The 24,086-nt window shown below is 71.4% G+C and carries 16 protein-coding genes and 1 riboswitch; of the genes, 13 read left to right on the top strand and 3 right to left on the bottom strand.

Features of this window, described 5'->3' with window-relative positions:
- The first annotated feature begins 421 nt into the window (after positions 1-421).
- The 7 genes from ACGFMK_RS41775 (at position 422) to ACGFMK_RS41805 (ending at position 8,975) form a co-directional block, all read left to right on the top strand.
- Positions 422-1,915 carry a cellulase family glycosylhydrolase gene (locus ACGFMK_RS41775; RefSeq protein WP_392775178.1) on the top strand — a complete coding sequence of 498 codons (1,494 nt, stop codon included), beginning with the start codon at positions 422-424 and terminating at the stop codon, positions 1,913-1,915.
- A 334-nt stretch (positions 1,916-2,249) separates the two neighbouring features.
- Positions 2,250-3,611: a hypothetical protein gene (locus ACGFMK_RS41780; protein ID WP_392775181.1), complete on the top strand. Its 1,362-nt coding sequence runs from the start codon at positions 2,250-2,252 to the stop codon at positions 3,609-3,611.
- A 29-nt stretch (positions 3,612-3,640) separates the two neighbouring features.
- Positions 3,641-4,471 (top strand): AfsA-related hotdog domain-containing protein, encoded by an 831-nt coding sequence (locus tag ACGFMK_RS41785; RefSeq protein ID WP_392775182.1) that lies wholly within the window; start codon positions 3,641-3,643, stop codon positions 4,469-4,471.
- Positions 4,472-4,518: 47 nt separating this feature from the next.
- Positions 4,519-5,316 carry a carboxymuconolactone decarboxylase family protein gene (locus ACGFMK_RS41790; RefSeq protein WP_392775184.1) on the top strand — a complete coding sequence of 266 codons (798 nt, stop codon included), beginning with the start codon at positions 4,519-4,521 and terminating at the stop codon, positions 5,314-5,316.
- Entirely contained in the window at positions 5,313-6,014 is a 702-nt protein-coding gene (locus ACGFMK_RS41795) for an HAD family hydrolase (protein ID WP_392775187.1), read from the top strand. Before ACGFMK_RS41790 ends, ACGFMK_RS41795 begins: the two co-directional genes overlap by 4 nt.
- 27 nt (positions 6,015-6,041) lie before the next feature.
- Positions 6,042-7,043 carry an NAD(P)-dependent alcohol dehydrogenase gene (locus ACGFMK_RS41800; RefSeq protein ID WP_392775189.1) on the top strand — a complete coding sequence of 334 codons (1,002 nt, stop codon included), beginning with the start codon at positions 6,042-6,044 and terminating at the stop codon, positions 7,041-7,043.
- Between the two features lie 546 nt (positions 7,044-7,589).
- Complete coding sequence (locus tag ACGFMK_RS41805; RefSeq protein ID WP_392775192.1) at positions 7,590-8,975, top strand: sugar porter family MFS transporter; 1,386 nt, start codon at positions 7,590-7,592, stop codon at positions 8,973-8,975.
- A gap of 71 nt (positions 8,976-9,046) precedes the next feature.
- On the opposite strand, the gene ACGFMK_RS41810 is transcribed toward ACGFMK_RS41805, so the two are convergent.
- A complete protein-coding gene (locus ACGFMK_RS41810; protein WP_392775195.1) occupies positions 9,047-9,907 on the bottom strand; it encodes a TIGR03619 family F420-dependent LLM class oxidoreductase in 861 nt (286 codons plus the stop codon).
- A gap of 352 nt (positions 9,908-10,259) precedes the next feature.
- A riboswitch (S-adenosyl-L-homocysteine riboswitch) is annotated at positions 10,260-10,338 on the top strand.
- Positions 10,339-10,352: 14 nt separating this feature from the next.
- Here ACGFMK_RS41810 and metH point away from each other — a divergent pair.
- Positions 10,353-13,994: a methionine synthase gene (gene metH / locus ACGFMK_RS41815; protein ID WP_392775198.1), complete on the top strand. Its 3,642-nt coding sequence runs from the start codon at positions 10,353-10,355 to the stop codon at positions 13,992-13,994.
- Here metH and ACGFMK_RS41820 read toward each other — a convergent pair.
- A complete protein-coding gene (locus ACGFMK_RS41820; protein WP_392775238.1) occupies positions 13,976-15,133 on the bottom strand; it encodes an FAD-dependent monooxygenase in 1,158 nt (385 codons plus the stop codon). The genes metH and ACGFMK_RS41820 overlap by 19 nt on opposite strands.
- 216 nt (positions 15,134-15,349) lie before the next feature.
- Between ACGFMK_RS41820 and ACGFMK_RS41825 the strand changes: the two genes are divergently transcribed.
- Entirely contained in the window at positions 15,350-17,239 is a 1,890-nt protein-coding gene (locus tag ACGFMK_RS41825) for a hypothetical protein (RefSeq protein WP_392775201.1), read from the top strand.
- A 67-nt stretch (positions 17,240-17,306) separates the two neighbouring features.
- Here ACGFMK_RS41825 and ACGFMK_RS41830 read toward each other — a convergent pair whose 3' ends face one another.
- Positions 17,307-18,713 carry a hypothetical protein gene (locus ACGFMK_RS41830; protein WP_392775203.1) on the bottom strand — a complete coding sequence of 469 codons (1,407 nt, stop codon included), beginning with the start codon at positions 18,711-18,713 and terminating at the stop codon, positions 17,307-17,309.
- A 143-nt stretch (positions 18,714-18,856) separates the two neighbouring features.
- Here ACGFMK_RS41830 and ACGFMK_RS41835 point away from each other — a divergent pair, with 143 nt between their 5' ends.
- The 4 genes from ACGFMK_RS41835 to ACGFMK_RS41850 all read left to right on the top strand — a co-directional run bounded on the left by ACGFMK_RS41835 (position 18,857) and on the right by ACGFMK_RS41850 (position 24,085).
- Positions 18,857-19,294: a hypothetical protein gene (locus tag ACGFMK_RS41835; protein WP_392775205.1), complete on the top strand. Its 438-nt coding sequence runs from the start codon at positions 18,857-18,859 to the stop codon at positions 19,292-19,294.
- A gap of 5 nt (positions 19,295-19,299) precedes the next feature.
- A complete protein-coding gene (locus ACGFMK_RS41840) occupies positions 19,300-19,908 on the top strand; it encodes a hypothetical protein (protein ID WP_392775207.1) in 609 nt (202 codons plus the stop codon).
- Between the two features lie 204 nt (positions 19,909-20,112).
- Entirely contained in the window at positions 20,113-22,692 is a 2,580-nt protein-coding gene (locus ACGFMK_RS41845) for an AAA family ATPase (protein WP_392775210.1), read from the top strand.
- 130 nt (positions 22,693-22,822) lie between these two features.
- On the top strand, positions 22,823-24,085 hold the full coding sequence (locus tag ACGFMK_RS41850; protein ID WP_392775213.1) for a glycoprotein: 1,263 nt from the start codon (positions 22,823-22,825) through the stop codon (positions 24,083-24,085).
- Position 24,086 lies beyond the last annotated feature (1 nt).

A 24,086-nucleotide genomic window follows, 5' to 3' on the forward strand; every position in this document is an offset into this window, starting at 1 on the left:
AGCCGCGGGCCCAGGTGGGGGGGGGGGGGGGTTGACCCCCCGCCGCCCCTGGTGTTTCGTGGCCTCGGTCTGACGACCTCGGCCTGGCATGGGAGCGCTTCCAGCCGACGAGAAGGTAACCCCGCTGTATCGTCGTTGTAAAGCGCGACCCGGACGCGGCCCGATCCGGTGGACGGCTTTCCGGAGCCGTCCCGCCGCGATCGGCCACTGAACGCTCCTGAACGGCCGAACCCGTTGGCGTAAAAGAAATGTATCGGTCGCGCTGCGCCACGGCCGAGAGTGGGTGGGTGCCGCCGTTGGAGTGGATTCCGGGTTGTTCGCGGGAGATCGTCGCGAGGTTTACAGCCGCCGGGCCGCGCGGTAGCGTCGGCCATTGCTGGGAGCGCTCTCAGGTGTCCTGTCGTGCACAAAGGAGTGATCGATGCGTTCCGGACCAGCACTGCTCGGCGCCCTCGGCGCGCTCGCCGTCGTCGGCGCGACGACGGCCTTCACCCTCGGCACGCCGACGCCCGCCGCGGCGGCGACGGCCTGCGAAGTCGGCTACACCGTGAACGACTGGGGGAGCGGCTTCACCGCCAACCTCACCCTCAAGAACCTCGGGACGACGCCGCTGACCGGCTGGCAGATCAGCTGGAACTACGCCGGAAACCAGCAGCTCCAGCAGGGCTGGAACGCCACCTGGGCCCAGACGGGCCAGACGGTCACCGTCACCCCGGCGGGCTGGAACGGCACCGTCGCCCCGAACGCCTCGGTCACCGCCGGGGCCAACTTCGGCTACAGCGGCACCAACACCGCACCCGCCTCGATCAGCGTCAACGGCGCGCCCTGCGGCGGCACCCCGCCCCCGACCACCACGACCCCGCCGCCACCGACGACCGTCACCACGACCCCGCCGCCGGCCGGCGCACCCGCCCTGCACGTCGCCGGCAACCGCCTGGCCGACACCGCGGGCACGCCCGTCACCCTGCGCGGGGTGAACCGCTCCGGCGGCGAGTTCGCCTGCGTGCAGGGCAACGGCATCTTCGACGGCCCGATGGACGCCGCCTCGGTGGCCGCGATCAAGAGCTGGCACGCCAACGTCGTGCGCGTGCCGTTCAACGAGGACTGCTGGCTCGGCCTGCCCAACGTCGAACCGGCCTACGCCGGCGCGACCTACCGAGCCGCGCTCAAGTCCTATGTGGACCTGTTGCACCAGAACGGCTTGGTCGCGATCCTCGACCTGCACTGGACCCAGGGCAGCTACACCGGAAACTCCTCCGCGTGCGCCGACGTCAATTCGACGTGCCAGAAGCCGATGACCGACGCCGCGCACGCGGTGGACCTGTGGACGTCGGTCGCGAACACGTTCAAGGGGGACAACGCGACGATCCTGGACCTGTTCAACGAGCCCTACCTCGACCGCGCCGTCGCCGGCTCGGCCGCGGCCTGGACGTGCTGGCGCGACGGCGGTTCGGCGTGCTCCGGTATCGGCTACCCGGTGGCGGGCATGCAGACGCTGGTGAACGCCGTCCGCGCGACCGGCGCGACCAACGTGCTCATGCTGGGCGGCCTGGCCTACTCCAACGACCTCACCCAGTGGCTGCAGTACAAGCCGAGCGACCCGGCGGGCAACCTGGTGGCCTCCTGGCACTCGTACAACTTCAACACCTGCAGTTCGTCGTCCTGCTGGGACAGCCAGCTCGCCCCGGTCGCGGCGGCCGTGCCGCTGGTGGCCGGCGAGATCGGCGAGAACGACTGCGCGAGCGGCTACGTCACCGGCCTGATGGACTGGCTCGACCGCCACCAGGCGTCCTACCTCGGCTGGACGTGGAACACCTGGAACTGCTCCACCGGGCCCGCGCTGATCTCGGCCTACGACGGCACGCCGACGGCGTTCGGCGCGGGGATCCGGCAGCACTTCCTCGCCGCGGGCTGACGCACGCGCGGCCGCCGGGTGCGCGGGCGAAGGCGTTCGCGGTGCGCGCGGGGGGTTGCACTTCAAAATTGAGACCGGGTGCGGGCCGACGACCCCCAGGTCGGCCGGCACCTCTGGTTTTCCGTCGTTCGGCGCTTTCCCGCGTGCCGCGGCTTTGTCACATCGGAGGCCGCGACCGTCACGCTGCGGTACTGTCGGTCCGTGCACCAGTACTCCGGAAATCGTTGGATGAACGATGAGTCGACAGGTCAAACCAGGGAGTAAGCCGTACCGTGCACAGCTGCGCGACCGGTTGGCAGCCTTGGGTTTTCCCGCGGAGGCCATCCCGGCGCGCGTGGCGGAGAACCTGATCGTCGAATGCGGGGTCCCGCCGCGCACCGCCTGGCGGCTGGCGTCCGAGTTGTCGCTGGACGTGGCGGCGCACCAGTTCAACACCCTTACGGGTGACCCCCGTGCGGGTATGCGGGGTACCCGCATCTGGGAGTACGAGCAGTGGCCCGAACGCGGGGTCCGGCCCACCGTCACGGCCCTGCGCGTGCTGGCGCAGGTGTACGGCACGAGCTGGAAGTCCCTGCTCGGGCTGCGTGACCTCGAGCAGCTCCCGGCCAAGGACCTCGCCGAGTACCACGCCGACGTCGAGCCGGCCGCGGCTCCGCCGGGCGTCGCGGAGGAGCTGCCGTACCCGGCCCGCGCCCTCGCCCGCGTCGAGCCCGGCCCGGAGGCCGACGTCGGGGCGGGTTCGCTCGACGACGCCATCCTGCTCACCAAGACCAACGTGGACGACGTCCAGCTCGACGACCTGTGGTCGGACCTCGACTTCGTGGGCGGCGCCTACACGCGGACCGCACCGGACTCGGCGCTCTCGCAGCTCGCCGTCGTCGGGGAACGGACGGCCGCGCTGCTGCGGGGCCGCCAGCGTCCGAAGCAGACCCAGGACCTGCTGCTCGTCGGGGCGAAGTGCGCGTCGATGATGGCGTGGATCGCCGGTGACCTCGGCCGGTTCCGGCTGTCGCGGGAGCTGAACTCCGCCGCTTGGCTCTACACCCAGTACGCCGACGACTTCCTCGCCCGGCGCTGGGTGCGCACGTCGCAGGCCCGCGTGGCGTTCTGGGCCGGCAGCGGCGTGGAGTCCGCGAAACTGGCTTCCGACGGGCTCAACTACCAGGTGGGCAAGCGGCTCACGGACGCGCCGCTGATCCTCGCCGAGGCGCGCGGGTGGTCGTCGGTGCAGGCCGAGCCGCAGGTGCTGGACGCGATCGCGCGCTGGACCAGCATCGAGGACCCGGAGCTCGGCGCCGGTGGCGAAGACCGGTTCTTCAACATCACGAAGGACCGCCGGCACTACATGGCCGGCACGTCGCTGCTGTCGGTCGGGCAGGCTTCGGCGGCGTTGCGCGAGTTCAAGACGGCGCGCGAGGCCCACGAGAAGCTGTCGCTGGAGAACCGCTGGGGCGCCATGGACCCGATGATCCGGATCGACACGGGCCGCGCGCACCTGCGGCTCGACGATCTCGAGGGCGCCGCCGCCCAAGTCGAACCCCTGCTGATCGCCGATGTGGGCAGACAGCCGGACATGGTGCGTGCCATGCTCAAGGTCCTCGCCGACGAACTGTCCGGTCCGCGCTGGCGGAACGTCGTAGCGGCCCGCAACCTCGCGGAGGCGCTCCTGGACGCGCAGGCGTCGGCGCGGCCGTGACGCTCGACCCGATCCGGATGGAGGTGCCGATGGCAGAGCCGGCTGGTTCTGCACGCCGCGCACCTCAAGACGGTCCCCCCGGACCGGCCGGTACCGCCCCTGACTGGGCGCTCGACGGCCGCACGCGCCGGCACGTCGTGGTGGTGGCCGACCGGTTCGCCCGGTTCGCCCGCGGTGACCAGGTCTTCACGGTGTCGGGGCTGCTGGCCTTCATGGGCTCCGGCGGCCCGGACGTCGACGGCTGCCACTGGGTCGTCCACCCCGGACAGGGTGTCGACGGGACCGACCGCGACCTGCTGGAAGCCGCGGCCGACAAGACCGGCGGTGTGGTGTGCCTGGTGGACCCGGCGGCGTTCGGTCCGGTGCCGGTGGCCCCGGAGGTCGTCCACAAGCACCGCCCGGAGAACGTGCTGCTGGCGGGCGTGCACAGTCCGGAAGCGACGCTCTGCCAGGCCGATCTGCGCATCCACCGGGACAACGAGCTGGTCCTCGACCACCACACCGGCGAGCACGTGCAGGGCATCGTGATCATCGAGGCGATGCGGCAGATCTGCATCGCCCAGTTCGAGACCGCCCTCCGCCCGTCCCTGGCCACGTCCGGCTACGCGGGGGTGTGGCAGCGGATCGACCTGTCCTTCGAGGACTTCCTGTTCCCGCTGCCGGCCACGGTCGAGTCGCGCATCGAGGAGTCCGACCTCGTGCGGGCCCACCACCTGAAGTTCCGGGCCACCGCCGCGGTGCGCCAGCACGGGCGCACCGTGGCCACCGCCGGCATCGACTACGCGATGATCCGGCTGGACCGCATCGACACCCTGGAACGCCGCAAGGCCGACCAGGCGACCCGCGCCTATCTCGGCTGACGCGGGGAACACCCGGCGAAACCACTGCGGAAGGAAACCCCACGACGATGTCCGACGCGTCCTTCGCCCAGGGATTGGCCCTCATCCAGCGGCTCGGCGGGGTGGACCGCCCGGCCGTGCTGGACCTGTTCGCGAGCATCGGCGAGGCCGAGTTCGGCGAGCGATGTGTCGGGTTCATCTACGGCGACGTCTACCACCGTCCCGGCCTGCCGCTCCCGGACCGGCAGCTGGCGACGGTCGCCGCGCTGACCGCGCTGGGCTACGCGGGATCCCAGCTGCAGTTCCACGCGAAGGCCGCGCTGAACGTCGGCTGCACCCGGCGCCAGCTGATCGAGGCGGTCATCCACATCAGCTCGTTCGCCGGGTTCCCCGCGACGCTCAACGCGCTGGGGGAGCTGAAAGCGGCGTTCGCCGGCCTGCCGGACGACGAGCCGGAGCCCGAAGACCGGAACGAGCCCGCGTTGCCGTGGGCCGGCATCGAGGACCGCCACGAGCGCGGCCTGGCCGCGATGAAGGCGATCGACGGCGACGCGGGGGAGAAGGTCGCCGAGGCGCTGAAGGACATCGCGCCCGACCTGGCCGCCTACATCATCGAGTTCTCCTTCGGCGAGCTCTACAGCCGGCCGCACCTGAGCCTGCGCCACCGCGAGATCGTCACGATCGCCGCGTGCGTCGCGCTCGGGACCGCGACGCCGCAGCTGAAGGTGCACCTGCACGGCATGCTCAACGTCGGCGGCACGGAGAAGGAGATCGTCGAGACGATCCTGCACCTGGCGTTCTACTGCGGCTTCCCGGCCGCGCTCAACGCCATCGCCGCCGCGCGGGAAGTGTTCGCGCAGCGGTGACCGCGCTCGAGAAGCTGCGCGTGGTCGCGCTCGACTGCGACGGCGTGCTCATCGACGACACGTACCTGGACATGATCGCCCGGTTCGTCACCGGGCACGGCGGGGTGTACGACGCCGAAGCCGAGCGGGACGTGATCGGGCTGCGCGACATCGTCGTCGCCGAGAAGGTCACCCGGCTCTGCGACCTGGACCAGCCGGCCGAGGAGACGCTGAAGCAGCTGTGGGCCGCGCGGCAGGAGTACCTGCGGGAGCACCCGATCCGGGTCGCCGAAGGTGTCCAGGACTGCCTGACGGCGCTGGGCGGGCTGCCCGTCCGGCTCGTCTGCTACGGCGGGCGGACCCGGGAGCACACGTTCGACCGGTACCTCGGCGACTTCACCGCCCTGCTCGACGCGGAAGTGCCGTACGTGAGCATCAACGAGCACCGGCCGGGCGTCGACCACATCGCCCGCACGGTGTTCGACGTCGGGTTCGACGAGATCGTGTTCGTCGACGACGTGAGCCGGGTGGCCGCCGACGCGCGCGAGCACGGCGCGGGGTTCATCGGGTTCCCCTCCAGCCCGGCCCACGCACGTCAGCGGGAGTTCATGGCCGGCTACGGCGTCCGGCACCTCCCGGCGTCACTCGCCGAACTGACACCGGAACTTCTCGAGACCGTCGACGAAGAGCTCGCGACTTCGACACACTGGCCCCGTTGACGACTTCCCCGCACCCTTGGAGCCGCTGTGAAGTACTTTTCCCTGCCGCGTCCCGGAGCCGGGCTCGTTCTGGGCGAGCGTGACGTCCCCGAACCCGGCCCCGGTCAGGTCCTCGTGCGGTTGCGCGGGTGGGCGGTCAACGCCCGCGACCTGATGATCCTCAAGGGTTTCTACCCGAAACCGGTCAAGCCGGACGTCGTCGCGCTGTCCGACGGCGCGGGCGAGGTGGTCGGCCTCGGCGACGGCGTGCGCTCGTGGTCGGTGGGCGACCGGGTGGCCGCGACGTACTTCCCGAACTGGCTCGCCGGTCCCGGGACGCCGGAGAAGACCGCGGACGACCTCTTCGGCTCGCTTGACGGGACGCTGGCCGAGTACGCCGTCTTCCCGGAGGACGCGCTGGTGGCCGTGCCGGCGCACCTGGACTACGCCGAGGCCGCGACACTGCCCAGCGCCGGGGTGACGGCGTGGCGCGCGATCGTCGAGGAGGGCGGGGTCTTCCCCGGCCAGACCGTGCTGACCCTCGGCAGCGGTGGCCTGTCCACGTTCGCCCTGCAGTTCGCCGCGCTCGCCGGGGCCCGTGTCATCGCGACGTCCGGCTCCGACGAGAAGCTGGAGCGGCTGCGCGCGCTCGGCGCGGCCGAGACCCTCAACCACGCGACCACCCCGGAGTGGGGCCCCGCCGTGGCGGAGCTGACCGGCGGCGGCGTCGACCACGTCGTCGACGTCGGCGGGGGCGGCACGATCGGCCAGTCGATGCTCGCCGCCCGCGTCGGCGGGCACGTCAGCGTCGCCGGCGTCCTCACGCACGAAGGCGCCGCGGACCCGGTGCTCGTGCTGGTCAAGCAGCTGACCCTGCGCGGGCTCACCAACGCCTCCCGGGAGACGTTCCAGACGATGAACCGCGCCATCGAGCGGACCGGGCTGCGGCCGGTGATCGACCGCCGGTTCGGCTTCGACGACGTCGCGGCGGCGGTGAAGCACCTCGAGTCCGGCACCCACGTCGGCAAGGTCGTGCTGGAAGCCCCGTGACCGGGTAATTTTTGCCGGCCCGGCTGGGTAGTTCTGCACCGCGATCTACGATTTCCGCAGCTCAGGTGGGGTGTGAACGGGCGAAAAACTCGCATCCGGGCAGGAATGGTGTCAGGTCCCGGTACCGGGGAGAGTGGTACCAGACAGACAGACATCGGACAGGACCCGAGCAAGGCTGCGGATGCTCGGCCCCGGCTGTCCGGTCTGGGGGCGCGGAGAGGGGTTCAACCACCTGGGGGTGGGTTGAACCCCTCTCCTGCTGCGTTTCTCCTCCCCTCTGGGAGCGCTTTCAAGCCCGGCCCGGTCCGGCGTCCGTAATGGACGCCTGAACCGGCGGCGAATCCGAATCGTGTCCACTGTGTACCGATTCGAGCATGTGAATGCCGGAATGGCGTACGGAGTAGCGTTGTGCGCCCATTGCTATCACATATGTGAACGGCGATCACGTTTCTGAATCGTTATCAAGGACTGTCTTGCCCGGCCTTTTTCGGCGTGTGAGTGTGGTGCCGCTGGCTGGACTGGACCTATGAAAGAGGCGACCCGGCAATGACGCAGACGGCCCCGCCACGGCAAATAAGCCGGACAACCCTGTACTTCTTCGGTGCGCTCGGCGGAATCCTGTTCGGATACGACCTCGGGGTGATCTCCGGGGTGCTCCCGTTCATCGGGAAAGCGTGGTCGCTGACCGCCTGGGACAAGGGTGTGATCACCGCCAGCCTGTCGGTCGGTGCCATCGTGGGCGCGCTGTTCTCCAGCCGCATCAACGAAGCCCTCGGCAGGCGGCGCACCATCATGGTCGCCGCGGCGATCGTCATCGTGGGCACGCTCGCGGCGACCTTCTCGCCGACGTTCGCGCTGCTGGTGATTTCGCGCCTGATCATCGGCCTCGGCATCGGGCTGTCGTCCTCGACCGTCCCGACCTACCTCTCCGAGCTGGCACCCGCGCGGCTGCGCGGTGCGATGGGGGCACTGAACCAGATCTTCATCGTGCTCGGCATCCTGATCGCGTTCCTGACCAGCTACTTCCTCGGCCCGCTTTCGGCCTGGCGCTGGATGTTCGCCGGCGCGATCGTGCCCGCGGCGATCCTGCTCGTCGGGCTCGCGTTCCTGCCCGAGACGCCGCGCTGGCTGGTCAAGAACGGTCAGGAGGACGAGGCCCGGCGGGTCCTGGCGAGCGCGCACGGCAACACCGTGAACCTCGACGAGGAGATCGCGACCATCCGCGGCGTCATCCAGATGGACACCGAGGACAAGCCGCGGTTCCGCGACCTGTTCTCCGGCTTCGTGCGCCCGATGATGATCGTCGCGGCCCTGCTCGCGGTCGGCCAGCAGTTCAGCGGGGTCAACGCGATCAACGCGTACTTCCCGACGATGCTGATCGGCCTCGGGTTCGCCACGCAGGCCGCGCTGCTGTCCGGCGTGCTGCTGGGCGTCACGAAGTTCCTGTTCACCGCGTGGGTCGTGTTCGTGGTGGACCGCTGGGGCCGCAAGCCGCTGCTGCTCATCGGCAACGTGATCATGGTGATCACGCTGGTGGCCGCCGGGCTCGTGGTGCTGAACGTCCACGACACCGGCACCCGCGGCATCCTGATGCTGGTGATGATGGTGCTGTACCTGGTCGGCTACGAGCTCGGCTGGGGCGCGGTCGTCTGGGTGATGATGGCCGAGGTGTTCCCGCTCAAGTACCGGGCGGCGGGCATGGGCGTCAGCAGCGTCATCCTCTGGGCCGCGACCGGCATCGTGAGCGCGGTGTTCCCGCTCATCTCCGCGGTGGGGTCGCTCGGCATCGGCGGTTCGATGTTCCTGTTCGCCGGCATCAACGTGGTGCTGTTCGGGCTCACCAAGTGGCTGGTCCCGGAGACGAAGGGCCGTTCGCTGGAGCAGATCGAGCTGGATCTGCGGGCCCGGCAGGGGGTCGCGGTCAAGAGCTGATCCCGGCGGTTCGAACGGCGGGGGTGCGGGAAGTCCGCACCCCCGCCGTTTTCCGTTCGCCGAGCTGGAGGTCAGGCGACGGGAGCCGTGGCCAGGCCGAGTTTTCCCGCCAGCCGGCCGATCCAGGCCGAGACCTCGTCGGCGGCACGGTCCGGCAGCCCGAAGATCACCTCGGTGACGCCGAGCGCGTCCAGGTGTGCCAGCCTCGCCGGGTCCGGGCGCTCGCCCAGCGCGCAGATGGCCGGTGCCCCGGAACGGCCCTCGTCGCGCCAGATCTCCTTCAGCAGTGCGACATGGCCGTCCAGGTCGGTGTCCGCGGGGGTGGTGATCCAGCCGTCCGCGTGGCGGGCGATCCAGCGGAACGTCTTCTCCGTCGGGCCCGCGCCGAGCAGGACCGGGATGTGCGCCTGGACCGGTTTCGGCCACGCCCAGCTCGGGCCGAACGAGACGAACTCCCCGTCGTAGGCGGCTTCTTCCTCCGTCCACAGTGCACTCATCGCCTCGAGGTACTCGCGCAGGGCCGTGCGGCGGCGGTGGCCGGGCACGCCGTGGTCGGTCAGCTCGTCGACGTTCCAGCCGAAGCCGGTGCCGAGCGTGACGCGCCCGCCCGACAGGTGGTCGAGGCTGGCGATCGTCTTGGCGAGCGTGATCGGGTCGCTCTCGACCGGCAGGGCCACCGCCGTCGAGAGGCGGATCCGCTCGGTGACCGCGGCGGCCGTCGCCAGCGCCACCCACGGGTCGAGCGTGCGGCTGTACCGGTCGTCGGGCAGGGACGCGTCCCCGGTGCGCGGGTGCGGCGACTCGCGTTTCACCGGGATGTGCGTGTGCTCGGGCACGTAGAAGGTGGCGAACCCCGCGGCCTCCGCGGCCTGCGCCGCGGCCGCCGGGGTGATGCCTCGGTCGCTGGTGAACAGCACGATTCCGTAGTCCACGCGACGGACTGTATTAGAACGTGTTTCAGTTTTCAAGCGACCGCCGCGGGGCCGGTGCCGGCGGCCGGGCTCGCTTTCGGTATACCTGTGTGCACAGTGCGTGACCACGCGGGTCGAGTGTCGGTCGAGGGCCGATGGACGCCGCCGCGGTAAGCAGGCTGGGAGCAGCGGGCCGCCGTTCGCCGGGTCACAGTGGGTGAGCCCGGGAATGCCGGTCGGAACGGGGTGGTGGCAAGGTGGAGCCGACGATCCAGATGATCCATTGTGGACGTTCACGCGTGGCGTCCCAGCCAGTGGACGGACCTTCGGGGCGGGATGGTGTGCCGGGCCGGGGTTCCAGTACCCTGGTTCGCAGGCCGAGAGGCGCTGCAACGGGCCACGGGGCCCGCCACGCTCGGCCGGTTGTGACCACCCAAGGGCGCCTCCCGACTGAGGGAGGCTGCCGGTGAACCCGATCACCCCGCAAGAATCCGAGGCCACCGCGCGTCTGCGCGAGCTGCTCAGCCAGCGGGTCGCGGTCCTCGACGGTGCCTGGGGCACCATGCTGCAGGGTGCCGGGCTCACCCCGGCCGACTACGTCGGCGACCGCTTCGGTGACCACACCCACGACGTCACCGGCGACCCCGACCTGCTCAACCTCACCCGCCCCGACGTCATCCTCGACGTGCACCGCCAGTACCTCGCGGCCGGCGCCGACATCACCACGACGAACACCTTCACCGCCACCAGCATCGGCCAGGCCGACTACGGCCTGCAGGGCCTGGTCCACGAGATGAACGTCCGCGGCGCGCAGCTGGCCCGCCAGGCCGCCGACGAGTTCGGCGGCAGGTTCGTCGCCGGGTCGATCGGCCCGCTGAACGTCACGCTCAGCCTGTCGCCGAAGGTCGACGACCCGGCGTACCGCGCCGTCACGTTCGAGCAGGTCAAGGCCGCGTACGCCGAGCAGATCGCCGGGCTCGTCGAGGGCGGCGTCGACCTGCTGATGATCGAGACGATCTTCGACACGCTCAACTGCAAGGCCGCGATCGCCGCCGCGCGCGACGTCGCGCCGGAGCTGCCGCTGTGGATCTCGGTCACCATCGTCGACCTGAGCGGGCGGACGCTCTCGGGCCAGACCGTCGAGGCGTTCTGGAGCTCGATCGAGCACGCGAAGCCGCTGGTCGTGGGGGTCAACTGCTCGCTGGGCGCCGAGGAGATGCGCCCGCACGTCGAGGAGCTGTCGCGGATCGCGGGCACCTACGTCGCCTGTCACCCGAACGCCGGGCTCCCGAACGCGTTCGGCGGGTACGACCAGACACCGGAGGAGACCGCCGGGCTGATCGGCGGCTTCGCCCGCGACGGCCTGGTCAACCTGGTCGGCGGCTGCTGCGGCACCAGCCCGGCGCACATCGAGCAGATCGCCGCCGCCGCGAAGGGCGTCACCCCGCGCGAGGTCCCTTTGCCGCGCACGCACACCCGGTTCAGCGGTCTCGAGCCGTTCGGCATCGGCGCCGACACCGGGTTCGTGATGATCGGCGAGCGCACCAACGTCACCGGCTCCAAGCGGTTCCGCCGGCTCATCGAGTCCGGCGACCACCAGGCCGCCGTCGACGTCGCGCTGGAGCAGGTCCGTGGCGGGGCGAACCTGCTCGACGTCAACATGGACGCCGACCTCCTCGACAGCGAGGAGGCGATGACGACGTTCCTCAACCTCATCGCCACCGAGCCCGAGGTCGCCCGGATCCCGGTGATGGTCGACAGCTCGAAGTGGACCGTGCTCGAAGCCGGCCTGCGCTGCCTCCAGGGCAAGGGCGTCGTCAACTCGATCAGCCTGAAGGAGGGCGAGGAGCCGTTCCTCGCCCAGGCCCGCACCATCCGCAACTACGGCGCCGGCGTCGTCGTGATGGCCTTCGACGAGCAGGGCCAGGCCGACACCGCCGACCGCAAGGTGGACATCTGCGGCCGCGCCTACGACCTGCTCACGCAGCAGGCCGGGTTCGCGGGCGAGGACATCATCTTCGACCCGAACGTGCTGGCCGTCGCCACCGGCATCGCCGAGCACAACGGCTACGCCAAGGCGTTCATCGAGGCGCTGCCGCGGATCAAGGAGCGCTGCCCCGGCGTCCACATCAGCGGCGGCATCTCGAACCTGTCGTTCTCCTTCCGCGGCAACGACGTCGTCCGCGAGGCGATGCACTCGGCGTTCCTGTTCCACGCCGTGCAGGTCGGCCTCGACATGGGCATCGTCAACGCCGGCCAGCTCGCGGTCTACCAGGACATCCCGAAGGACCTGCTGGAGCTGGTCGAGGACGTGCTGTTCGACCGCCGCGAGGACGCCACCGACCGGCTGGTGACCTTCGCCGAGAACGTCAAGGGCAGCGGCACCAAGCGCGTCGTCGACCTGTCGTGGCGCGAAGGCACGGTCGAGGAGCGGCTTTCGCACGCTCTCGTGCACGGCATCGTCGACTACATCGAAGAGGACACCGAAGAGGCGCGGCAGGTCAAGGCCCGGCCCCTCGAGGTGATCGAAGGCCCGCTGATGGACGGCATGAAGATCGTCGGCGACTTGTTCGGCGCCGGCAAGATGTTCCTGCCGCAGGTGGTGAAGAGCGCGCGCGTCATGAAGCGCTCGGTGGCCTACCTCGAGCCGTTCATGGAGGCCGAGAAGGAGGAGGCCCGGCTGGCGGGCCGCGCCGAGCTGTCCAACGGCCAGGGCAAGGTCGTGCTCGCCACGGTCAAGGGCGACGTCCACGACATCGGCAAGAACATCGTCGGCGTGGTGCTCGGCTGCAACAACTACGAGGTCATCGACCTGGGCGTGATGGTGCCGGCGGCGAAGATCCTCGACACCGCGGTCACCGAGGGCGCCGACGCGGTCGGGCTGTCCGGGCTGATCACGCCGTCGCTCGACGAGATGGTCAACGTCGCCACCGAGATGCAGCGCCGGGGCCTGAAGCTGCCGCTGCTGATCGGCGGCGCCACGACGTCCCGGCAGCACACGGCGGTCAAGATCGCGCCGGCCTACGACAACGCGACGGTGCACGTGCTCGACGCCTCGCGCGTGGTCGGCGTCGTGTCCGACCTGCTCGACCCGGACCGCTCGATCGTGCTGGCCGAGAAGAACCGGGCCGACCAGGAGGTGCTGCGCGAGCAGCACGCCAACAAGCAGCGCCGCCCGATGCTCAGCCTCGAGCAGGCCCGCGCGAACCCGGAGAAGGTCTCGTTCGACGAGCTGCCGACCCCGGAGTTCACCGGCGTCCGCGTCGTGGAGCCGAGCATCACCGAGCTGCGTGAGATGGTCGACTGGCAGTTCCTGTTCCTGGCCTGGGAGCTCAAGGGCAAGTACCCGGCGATCCTGGACCAGCCGGTCGCCCGCGAGCTGTTCGACGACGCGAACACGCTGCTCGACCAGATCATCGCCGAAGGCGGCTTCACCGCGAAGGGCGCGTACGCGTACTGGCCGGCCCACACCGAGGGCGACGACATCCTGCTCGACGGCGAGTTCTCGCACATCCGGTTCCCGATGCTGCGGCAGCAGACGTCGAAGCCGCAGGACCGCGCGAACCGCTGCCTGGCCGACTACATCGCGCCCGCCGGCGACCACCTCGGCGGGTTCGCGGTCGCCATCCACGGTGCCGAGAAGCTCGCGGCCAGGTACGAGGCCGAGCAGGACGACTACCGCGCGATCATGGTCAAGGCGCTGGCCGACCGGCTCGCCGAGGCCTTCGCCGAGTACATCCACCTGAAGGCGCGCCGCGGCTGGTTCGAGCCGGACGCCGACCCGAAGCTGGAGGACCTGCACGCCGAGCGCTTCCGCGGCATCCGCCCGGCGCTCGGTTACCCGGCCAGCCCGGACCACAGCCAGAAGCGCGAGCTGTTCGAGCTGCTGGCGGCCGACGAGCTGGGGATGGCGCTGACCGAGTCGTACGCCATGACACCCGCCGCGAGCGTGTCCGGGCTGATCTTCGCCCACCCGGAGTCGAAGTACTTCACCGTCGGGCGCCTCAACCGCGACCAGGTCGAGGACTACGCGCGCCGCAAGGGTGTCGAGATCGGCGAGGTCGAGCAGTGGCTGCGGCCGAACCTGGCCTACGAGCCCGAGGCGTAGTCCTTCAGCGTGATGTCCGTGGCGAAGTCGTCGGTCGCCTTGAGCAGCATGCGGAGCAGGAAGCGGGACTTGAACGTCCAGTCCCGCATCTTGATCCGGAGCCGGGACGGCGGCGCGAGGAACGGGCCCGCGCTGCCGCGCTGCGAGATCTTGGCGTAGCCCCGGAACTGCTCCTCGTAGCGGGCGAAGGCGGTCCGGTGGTCGCCGTTCGCGGCGAGCAGCTCGCCGGCGAGCACGTAGGCGCCGACGATCGCCAGGCCGGTGCCGAAGCCACCGAGCGTGTTGCCGTAGGCGGCGTCGCCGAGCAGCACGACCCGGCCGCGGGCGTAGTGGTCGATCGTGACGCGGGCGAGGGAGTCCAGGTAGAACTCGCGGGCTCTCGGCACCTTCGTCAGCAGGTCGGGCACCCGCCAGCCGGCCCCGCGGTAGGCGTCGATCAGCAGTTCCCGCTGCCGCTCGACGTCCGTGCGGTCGTAGTCGAGCTCCGGTGAGGCGAACACGAAGAACGCGGACGCCTTCGGCCCGCCGACGGCCGCCATCCGGCCGGGCTCGTTGTACATCACGGCCTCGCCGCCGTCGACCTGCTCGCCCAGCTCGGCCAGGGCGTAGTAGTGGCCGAGGAACCTGACGTAGTCGTGTTCCGGGCCGAAGGCCAGCCGCCGGACGTTCGAGTGGATGCCGTCGGCGCCGACCACGAGGTCGAAGGTGCGCGAGGCGGCGTTCGCGAAGGTGACGGCCACGCCGTCAGGGGTCTCGGTCAGCGACGTGATGGTGTCGCCGAAGACGTACTCGCAGCCGGCGGCGGTGTGCTCGTACAGCAGCTCGGCCAGGTCACCGCGGCGGATCTCGATCTCGCCGCCGGTGAACTCGCCCGGGATCACCGCCCGGGGCCGCCCGTCGGCGTCGATCACCGTCTGGTCCTGGCCGCCGGTCGCTCGCTTCCGGACCTCCTCGAGGATCCCCATCCGCTCCAGCACGGTCCGGTGGGTGGGGCCCTTGAAGTCGACGGCCTGGCCGCCGGGCCGCACGGACGCGGCGCGCTCGACGACGGTGACGCTGCAGCCGTAACGGTGCAGCCAGTGGGCGAGGGCCGGACCGGCGATGCTCGCGCCGGAGATCAGGACCTTGAGGTTCTTCATCGCGTTGTCGGTCATGCCGCAGAGCTTCGCGACCAGGGCTTACCGGTCGCTGGCGAAGCGCTGACGGGCACCGTCAGCACCCGGGGCGTCACCGTCGAGAGTGGACGGTGCGGGCGGAAAATTCCCGGCGGGAAAGGCGGTTTGCCCGCCGGTTTTCGCTTGTTGACCAGTCCCGGATCCGGGGGGACCATTCTTCGCGGGGGAGAGGGGCCGACAGTGCTGGGGACGGAAACGCAGCCGGTCGCGACCGGCGTCGGCGAGTTGCTGCGCGCGGGCGAACGCGCGCTCGAAGCCGACGGTGACCTGCGCGCGGGCCGCGCGTGGTTCGACCGGGCCTACCGCGCGGCGGAACAGGAGTGCGACGGCGCCGGGATGGCCCGCGCCGCGCTGGGCCTGGCCGGGTTGTGGGTGCACGAGCACCGCAGCGCGCCCGCGGCGGCGTTGCTGCAGGCCCGGTTGCGCAGCGCGCAGACCGCCGTCGACCCGGGCTCTTCGCTGGCGCTGCGGCTCAAGGCGCGGCTGGCGGGCGAAGCGGACTACGTGGCGGGGGAGAGCAACCAGATCCTCGCCGTGCTGGAGGAGGCGAAGCGCGCGGGCGACCCGGTCGCCTGGGCGGAGGCCGCCAGCCTGGCCCACCACTGCCTGCTCGGGCCCGACCACGGCGGCCAGCGCCGGGCGCTGGCGCAGGAGCTGATCACCGAGGGCTTCCGGACGTCGCGGCGCAGCGACCTGCTGATGGGCCTGCTCTGGCGGACGGTCGATCTCTTCCTCGACGGCGACCCGCACGCCCAGCGCGGCCTCGCCGACCTGCGCGGGCTGCTCGCCGAGCAGGATCACCTCGCCGTCGGGTTCGTGCTCGACGCCATCGACGTCATGCTCAGCATCCGCGCCGGGCGGTTCGACGAGGCCGAAGCGCGGGCGGCGGCCTGCGCCCGGCGCGGTGAGCAGGCCGGCGACGCCGACGCGACCGGCTGGTACACCGCGCAGCTCGGCGCGATCCGCTGGTACCAGGGCCGGGTCGCCGAGCTGCTGCCGGTGCTGCGCGAGACGGTCCATTCGCCGACGCTCAGCGCCGTCGACAACGCGCTCGTCGCCGGGCTGGCCGTCGCGGCCGCTGCGGCCGGGGACGAACGCGAGGCCGCCGGCGCGCTGGCCCGGCTGCGCGGGCCCGACCTGGCGCTGCTGCCGCGGTCGAGCAGCTGGCTGGTGTCGATGTACGGCATCGTCGAGTCCGCCTGCCTGGTCTCGGACGTCGAGTCCGCGCTGGCCGCGTACGCGCTGCTGACGCCGTTCGCGCGGCTGCCGATGACGGCCAGCCTCGCGGTCGCCTGCTTCGGTTCGGTGCAGCACGCGCTGGGCGTGGCGATGCTGACCGCGGGCGAGCCCGAGCGGGCCGTCACGCACTTCCGGGCGGCCGTGCGGGACAACCTGGCGCTGGCGCACTGGCCGGCCGTCGCGCTTTCCCGGGCCCGGCTCGCGCAGGCGCTGGCGCTGCTCGGCGCTCCGGACGCCGCTCACGAGCTGGCGACGGCGACCCGGGAAGCGGCGGACCTGGGGATGTCACTGCCCGCCGCGCCGGCCCGGCAGGCAGCGCGGGTCACCTGCCGGCGGCAGGGCCGGCACTGGCTGTTCACCCTGGGCGGCCGTGCGGTGCTGGTCGAGCACAGCGTCGGCATGGGCTACCTCGCCACGCTCCTGGACAACCCGGGGTACGAGCTGTCGGCGGCCGAACTGGCCGCCGGTCCCGGCGTGACGCCCGCCGCGACGTCCGGGCAGCCGGTGCTCGACCCGGCGGCGACCAGCCACTACCGCAAGTGGCTGGCCACGCTGGAGGCCGAGCTCGACGAGCACGAGGCCAACCACGACGACGGCCGCGCCGAGCGGGTGCGGTCCGAGCGCGACTGGCTGGTCGGCGAACTGTCCGCCGCGGCCGGGCTGGCCGGGCGCGTCCGCGAGTTCGCCGGTGCGGAGGAGAAGGCGCGGATCGCGGTCGGCAAGGCGATCCGCCGCGCGCTGACCCGCATCGCCGCCGCGGACGCTGTGATCGGCGACGTCCTGCGCGACGGCGTCCAGACCGGCAACCGCTGCTGCTACCGCCCCGGCTGAGCGGTCTGCCGCGGCCCGGTCGTGAGTGAGAAACCGTGTGCTAACCCGGTTTCTCACTCACGAGGCGCTACTGGACCGCGCCGTTCTGGGTGAGCAGGGTGTCGTACCAGGCGTCGTACGGGTGGTTGCTCGCCGGGTAGTTCGCCAGGGGCGTCGTCGCGTCGCTCGCCGAGTCGAAGTCCCAGCCGCGGACCAGCTTGCCCGCCTGCCGCGCCGAGGTGATGAACGCCGACTCCGTCGCGGGCGCGCCGTAGAACAGCGCGCCGTCCTGCAGCTCCGCGCTGTCGCCCTTCTGGAACTCGTCGAAGGCGACCTGGCGGTAGCGGATCCGGTCGCCGGTCACACCGGGCGTGTCCGCCCGCAGCGTCTGCGCCGGGGTCGGGCCGTCCGCGGCGGTCCGGACCGTCACCGTCCGGCCGCCGCTGGTGGCGGTCGCGGTCGGGAACCGCGCGTCGGACGTCTTGGCGTTGCCGGTCCAGGCGACCGTCGTGCCCGACAGCGCGCCGTTCCAGGTCCAGTTCTGGCTGCTGCCCTGGCTGCGGTGGATCTCCCGCAGCTGCGTCCCGCCGGTGAACGTGACGCTCGGCAGCACGCCGTTGTCGTACTGGTGGCTGGCCTGCCAGGTGATTTCGCCGTCCGCGCCGAGCTTGCCGACGCGGTACCAGAGCGTGGTGGCGCTCTGCGACTGGTGGACCTCGACGAGGTCGCCGTTGTCGTTCAGCGCGACGGCCGGGGTCTGCCCGTTGTCGTACTTCCCGTGGCGCAGCCACGTGATCCGGCCGTCGGCGCCGTACGTCCCGGTCCAGTACCAGAGCGCGCCGCCGCCCGAGTCGTGCACCTCGACGACCTGGCCGCGGCCGTTGATCGCGACGGACGGGTGGTAACCGACGTCGCGCTTGTACTCGGCGCGCGTCCCGGCGTCGCCGGAGAGCAGCGGCAGCACGCGGCCGCGCAGCGCGTCCACGGTCGGCTGGCCCGCCGGGTAGTCCTTCGCCTGCAGCATCCGGCCGCCGAACACGGACTCCAGCTCCTGGTTCAGCGCGGTCAGGTTGCCCGCGGCGAAGTTCGGGTTGTCGGTCAGGTCGTCCTTCAGGTCGAGCATGACGACGATCGGCGCGGCGGCCGGGTGCGCCGCCGACCAGGTGTTGACCGTGGCCAGCCAGTCGCGCAGGTTGTTCGACGCCGGGTTGCCGCCGCTGTGGTCCACGAGGTTGCCGGGCGAGTCGTGTCCGACGCCGTAGTCGTGCGACGTGGCGTAGCCGTTGTCGTGGATGTCGAGCTCGATGAACCGGACGCCGTGGTCGAGCTGGTAGGCCACCGAGTTCTTGGCGCCGTCGACGTTGCCCGAGTAGCTGTTGTGCGTGGCCCGGAAGACCGAGCCGGTGAACGGCGGGCTCGCGGCCGCCGCCGTCCCGGCGGTCAGGAGCGCGGAAGCCGTCAGCACGGAGACGGCCAGGGCGGGCAGACGAGTCATCCTCGGGTCCTCACGTCGGGAACGGGGCGCCGTCCCATCCTGGTGGGCCGGCGGGGGCGCTGTCTCGAACTCCGGGTGGAACGTCGTGGAACGGAATGGAACGCCCAGGAGGTGACAGCAGGTTCTCGAGGGAGGAAAACGTCATGACACAGGCAGGTGGACCCCAGTACCCGGAGCCGACCGGGCCGGTGCCGCCGCAGGCCGGGATGCCCGTCCCGCCGGCGGCACCGGCCCGGTCGAAGAAGCCGAAGAACCCGAAGCGGCGGCAAAAGATCGTGCTGACCGTGTTCCTGATCGTGGTCGCCGCGATCCTCGCCCTGGTCTGGGTGGCCACCCGGTCCAACGGCGAGAACGCGCAGGTCGGCAACTGCGTCACCGAAAGCGGCGAGAACTACGTGAAGATCGTCGACTGCGGTGACAGCAGCGCGACGCTGAAGGTCGTCGCACGCGTCGAGGACAAGACGCAGACCGAGGCGCAGGTCAGCGCGTGCACCGCCTACCCCGACGCCGACCAGGTGTTCTGGGAGGGCAAGGAGGGCGAGACCGGGGTCGTGCTGTGCCTGGCGAAGACCGGTAAGTAGCCCCGATGGCGGCCGGGAAGTTCTCGTTCACCGGCTCCGGCGAACTGCGGGTCCGCAGCGGCGGACGCACGCTCGCCGCGGCGGGCGACGCGATCGCGATCGGTGACCGGGTCTTCCGGCTGGGCGAGGTGGACCGGGTCGCCTACCACGCGGCGGCCCGGCGGCACCGGGCGAGCTACTCACTCGGCCTGGCCCGCGGCCCGGTGCGGTGCCGGTTCGGCTTCGACGCGTCGTCCGGTGAACTGGGTGAACTGGAGGACGCGCGCGAGACCTGGCGGCGGCTGGTCGAGCTGGTGGAGTCGGCGGCCTGCCCGCGGATCGCGTCGGCCATGGCCGACGCGATCACCGCCGGCGACACGGCCCGCTTCGGGGGCGGCGGGCACCCGGGGATCGACGCCGACGCCGAGGGGCTGCGGGGACGGCACTGGTTCGCCGCGAAGGTGCCGTGGGGGCGGGTGCTCGGCAGCGACCTGCGGGCGGGGCAGGTGCGGGTGTGGACGGGCGGGCGTGAGCCCGGGCTGGTGGCCGGGATGGCGGGGTGGAACGCCGTCGTCCTGCCACGGGTCGTCGGGATCATGGTGGGCCGCGAAAGAGAATCACCGGGAAACCATTGATCACGGCTCCGGGATAGTGCTCGGGAAATGCTCACGGAATAGCGGAACGACTGTCCGTTCTGTCGCATTTGCCGGGCCGTTCGGCGATTTTTGCCAAATCGCCGCGCGAATTCTGTACTTCACCGGTCCTGGCGTCGTCATTATCCGAAGAAGAGGTGTGTGCGGCGCCGGAACGCCGCGCGAGGGGTTGGGGAGGCAGCAGGCGTGGGGTACGACTGGCCGCTGGTCGGCCGAGAACGGGAGCTGGCCTTCGCCCGCCGGGCGCTGGCCGACGCCGAGGTGTGCGGGCTGCTGCTGACCGGGCGGGCCGGGGCCGGGAAGACCCGCCTGGCCAAGGCTTTGCTGGCCGAGCTCGAAGCCGGGGGCGCCCGCACGCACTGGGTGCGCGCGATGTCGTCGGCCTCGACGATCCCGTTCGGGGCGTTCGCCCACCTGCTGCCCGGCAGCGCGAACGGCACCGCCGACCGGGCGCACCGGCTCAACCAGGTCGCCGCGCACCTCACCAGTGGCGCGGAGGGCCGTCGGCTGGTGCTCTGCGTCGACGACGCGCACCTGCTCGACGATTTGTCCGCGACCCTGGTCCACCAATTGGCGGCAACGGCGGCCGCGTTCGTGATCGTGCTCGCGCCGCACGGGGTCAGCGTGCCCGATCCGGTGTTCGCGATGTGGAAGGACCGCGTCGCCGAACGGCTCGACATCGGCGAACTCACCCGCGACGAGACCCGGGAACTGATCACCGCGGCGCTGGGCGGGCGGCTCGACGACGGTGCCGAACACCGGCTCTGGCACCTCACCCTCGGCAACCCGCTGTTCCTGCGCGAGCTCGTGCAGGGCGGTCTCGACAGCGGTTCGCTCTCGGCCGAGGACGGCGTGTGGCGCTGGAGCGGCGCGCTGCGGGCCACCCCGCGGCTGGTCGAGCTGATCGAGTTCCGCACCGACCGGGTCGACGCCGACGAGCGGCGGCTGCTGGAACTGCTGGCCTTCGGTGAGTCCCTCGGCAGCGAACCGCTGCTCCGGCTGGGTGCCGGGCGGGTGCTCGCGTCGATGGAGCAGGCCGGGCTGGTCGTGTCCGAACGCACCGGGCGGCGCCTCGACGTCCGGCTCGCGCACCCGCTCTACGCCGAGGTGATCCGGCGGCGGACGTCGCCGCTGCGCCAGCGCGACACCTACCGGATCCTCGCGCAGACCCTGGACATGACCGGCGCGCGCCGCGCCGAGGACAAGCCGAGGCTGGTCCGGTGGCGGCTCGCGGCCGGGCTGCCGACCGACCCGCAGCTGGTCCGCGCGGCGGCGGAGACGTTGCTGCGCAAGGACTTCCCGCAAGCCGAGCAGCTGGCGGCGGAGGCCGTCCGGCTGGGTGGCGGCTTCGCCGCGAAGTTCCTGCTCGCCCAGGTCCGGATCGCCGGCGGGCGGCACGCCGACGCCGACAACCTGCTCGCGGAGCTGGCGGGCGAGACGGTCTCGGACGTCCAGCACGCCCGCGTCGCCGCCACCCGGGCCCGGAACCTGGCCTTCGGCCTGGGGCGTTTCGAGCAGGCCGAAGCCGTGCTCGACACCGCGGAGACGGCCGTTTCGTCCGGTGGGGACGAGCTGGCGACCGCCCGGGCGGCGTTGCGTGCGGCCACGGGCGCGACCCGGTCGGCGCTCGACCTGCTCGGCCCGGTGCTGGACCGCAACCGCCGCGGCGACCCGCTGCGGCTCGCGGCGCTGGTCGTCGCGGCCGGGGCCCTGGCGGAGAGCGGGCGGGTGGAGGCGTGCCTCGGCGTCGTCGAGGAGGGGCTGGCGATCGCGTCGCGGATCTCGGACGCCGACGTGCCCGGGGCGCAGGCCCGGCTGGAACACGCACGCATCGTCGCGCTCTGCGGGGCTGGGCGCGTCGAAGAGGCCGAGGACCTGGCGGGGGACGGCTACCGCGACGCGATCCGCGACCGCTGGGGCCCGGCGCTCGCGGGCGCGTCGGCGTCCCTGGGCACGGTCGCGCTCACCTACGGCAACCTCCGTGGCGCGATCCGCCGGCTGCGCGAGGCTCTCGCCGTGGAAGCACACGACCAGCCGCACGCGTTCCGCCCCGCCGTCGTCGCGGCACTGGCCCGCGCGACGGCGATGACCGGCCACGCCGCGGACGCGCCCTTGATCCCGGGCCCGCTCGGCACGTGGGCCCAGGCGTGGGTCGCAGCCGCCCGGGGCGAGCTGACGCGGGCGGTCGAACTCGCGGCTTCCGCGGCCGCCTCGGCTGCCGCGGAGGGCCGGCTGGCGATCGCGGCGGAGATGGCCCACGACGTCGTCCGCTTCGGCGGCGAAGCTCCGTCGGTGGATCTGGAGGGGCGGCTGCCGTCGTTGTACGCGGCCCACGCGCGCGCCTCGGACCCGGCGGCCTTGGACGAAGTCGCGACCGGCTTCGCCGATGTCGGAGCCCGGTTGCTGGCCGCGGAAGCCGCGGCTTCCGCGGGACGCGCCTACCGGGCCGAAGGGAAGCTCGGCAGCGCGGCGACGGCGGCGCAGCGAGCCCGGACGTGGCTGGAGTCCTGTGAGGACGCTGCGACCCCGGCGCTGGCGTTGCTGGAGACGCCGTTGGACCTGACGGTCCGCGAACTGGAGATCGCGCGCTTGGTGGCGACGGGCTTGACGAGCCGCGCGGTCGCGGACCGGCTCGTGGTGTCGGTGCGCACGGTCGACAACGTGCTGCACGGCGTCTACGCGAAATTGGGTATCTCCGGGCGCCGCGAACTGGCTTCGGTGGTGGGCCGGCCGGAGGTGGGGAGTAGCCCCGCCGACGCCCCGTAGGTAGTCCGCCCGGATCGCGGCGGTGAAGCCGAGTAGGCCGCTACTCATGACCCGCGGCCGGTTCGCCCCAAGACTGGATGACAACGGAGGGGCGAGGGCTTCACCGATCCGAATGTCAGGAGTGCACGAGATGGCAACTTCGTCGGGCGACGTTTTCCAGAACGAGCAGGGCGCGGGTAGCGGCAACCAGTTCAACGAGCAGGCTTCCGCCGGTGGCTCGGGGAACATCTTCCAGAACGAGCAGGGCGCCGGTGGCCACGGGGGCGACCAGTTCAACGAGCAGGCCTCGTCGGGTGGTCGCGGTGACGTGTTCCAGAACGAGCAGGGCCACGGTGGTGGCGACCAGTTCAACGAGCAGGCCTCGTCGGGTGGCCGTGGGGAGGTGTTCCAGAACGAGCAGGGCCACGGCGGTGGCAACCAGTTCAACGAGCAGGCTTCCTCGGGTGGCCGCGGGGAGGTGTTCCAGAACGAGCAGGGCCACGGTGGTGGCAACCAGTTCAACGAGCAGGCCTCCACGGGTGGCCGGGGCGACATCTTCCAGAACGAGCAAGGCTCCGGGCGCGGCGGCAGCCAGTTCAATGAGCAGGCGTCGGCCGGCCACCACGGCGACGTGTTCCAGAACGAGCAGGGCGCGGTCGGCCACGGCGGCGACCAGTTCAACGAGCAGGCCTCCACCGGCGGCGGTGTCGGCGGCGCGATCTTCCAGAACGAGCAGGGTTCCGGCGGGCACGGTGGGGACCAGTTCAACGAGCAGGCTTCGTCGGGTGGTCGCGGGGAGGTGTTCCAGAACGAGCAGGGCCACGGTGGTGGCAACCAGTTCAACGAGCAGGCTTCCTCGGGTGGCCGCGGTGACACCTTCCAGAACGAGCAGGGGCACGGCGGCGGCGACCAGTTCAACGAGCAGGCCTCGTCGGGTGGTCACGGTGGCATTTTCCAGAACGAGCAGGGCTCGGGTGGGCACGGCGGCAACCAGTTCAACGAGCAGGCGTCGACCGGTGGTCGCGGTGACGTGTTCCAGAACGAGCAGGGGCACGGCGGCGGCAACCAGTTCAACGAGCAGGCCTCGTCGGGTGGTCACGGTGGCATCTTCCAGAACGAGCAGGGCTCGGGTGGGCACGGTGGCAACCAGTTCAACGAGCAGGCCTCGACCGGCGGCCACGGCAACATCTTCCAGAACGAACAGGGCGCCGGCCACAGCGGGAACCAGTTCAACGAGCAGGCCTCCACGGGTGGCCACGGCAACATCTTCCAGAACGAGCAGGGCCACGGCGGCGGCAACCAGTTCAACGAGCAGGCCGAGCAGCACAGCCACGAACACGAGCACCACCACGACGCCGCCGAGCACGGGCACCACGTCGAGCACCACCACCACGACGTCGACCACCACATCTGAG

The sequence above is a fragment of the Amycolatopsis sp. NPDC049252 genome (assembly GCF_043197175.1).
Lineage (GTDB): Bacteria > Actinomycetota > Actinomycetes > Mycobacteriales > Pseudonocardiaceae > Amycolatopsis.

What these genes read in the sequence shown, in the direction of transcription:
- ACGFMK_RS41775 (WP_392775178.1), top strand. Translation starts at nt 422, where the DNA reads ATGCGTTCCGGACCAGCACTGCTCGGCGCCCTCGGCGCGCTCGCCGTC.
- ACGFMK_RS41785 (WP_392775182.1), top strand. Translation starts at nt 3,641, where the DNA reads ATGGCAGAGCCGGCTGGTTCTGCACGCCGCGCACCTCAAGACGGTCCC.
- ACGFMK_RS41790 (WP_392775184.1), top strand. Translation starts at nt 4,519, where the DNA reads ATGTCCGACGCGTCCTTCGCCCAGGGATTGGCCCTCATCCAGCGGCTC.
- ACGFMK_RS41805 (WP_392775192.1), top strand. Translation starts at nt 7,590, where the DNA reads ATGACGCAGACGGCCCCGCCACGGCAAATAAGCCGGACAACCCTGTAC.
- ACGFMK_RS41820 (WP_392775238.1), bottom strand. Translation starts at nt 15,133, where the DNA reads ATGAAGAACCTCAAGGTCCTGATCTCCGGCGCGAGCATCGCCGGTCCG.
- ACGFMK_RS41830 (WP_392775203.1), bottom strand. Translation starts at nt 18,713, where the DNA reads ATGACTCGTCTGCCCGCCCTGGCCGTCTCCGTGCTGACGGCTTCCGCG.
- ACGFMK_RS41835 (WP_392775205.1), top strand. Translation starts at nt 18,857, where the DNA reads ATGACACAGGCAGGTGGACCCCAGTACCCGGAGCCGACCGGGCCGGTG.
- ACGFMK_RS41840 (WP_392775207.1), top strand. Translation starts at nt 19,300, where the DNA reads ATGGCGGCCGGGAAGTTCTCGTTCACCGGCTCCGGCGAACTGCGGGTC.
- ACGFMK_RS41850 (WP_392775213.1), top strand. Translation starts at nt 22,823, where the DNA reads ATGGCAACTTCGTCGGGCGACGTTTTCCAGAACGAGCAGGGCGCGGGT.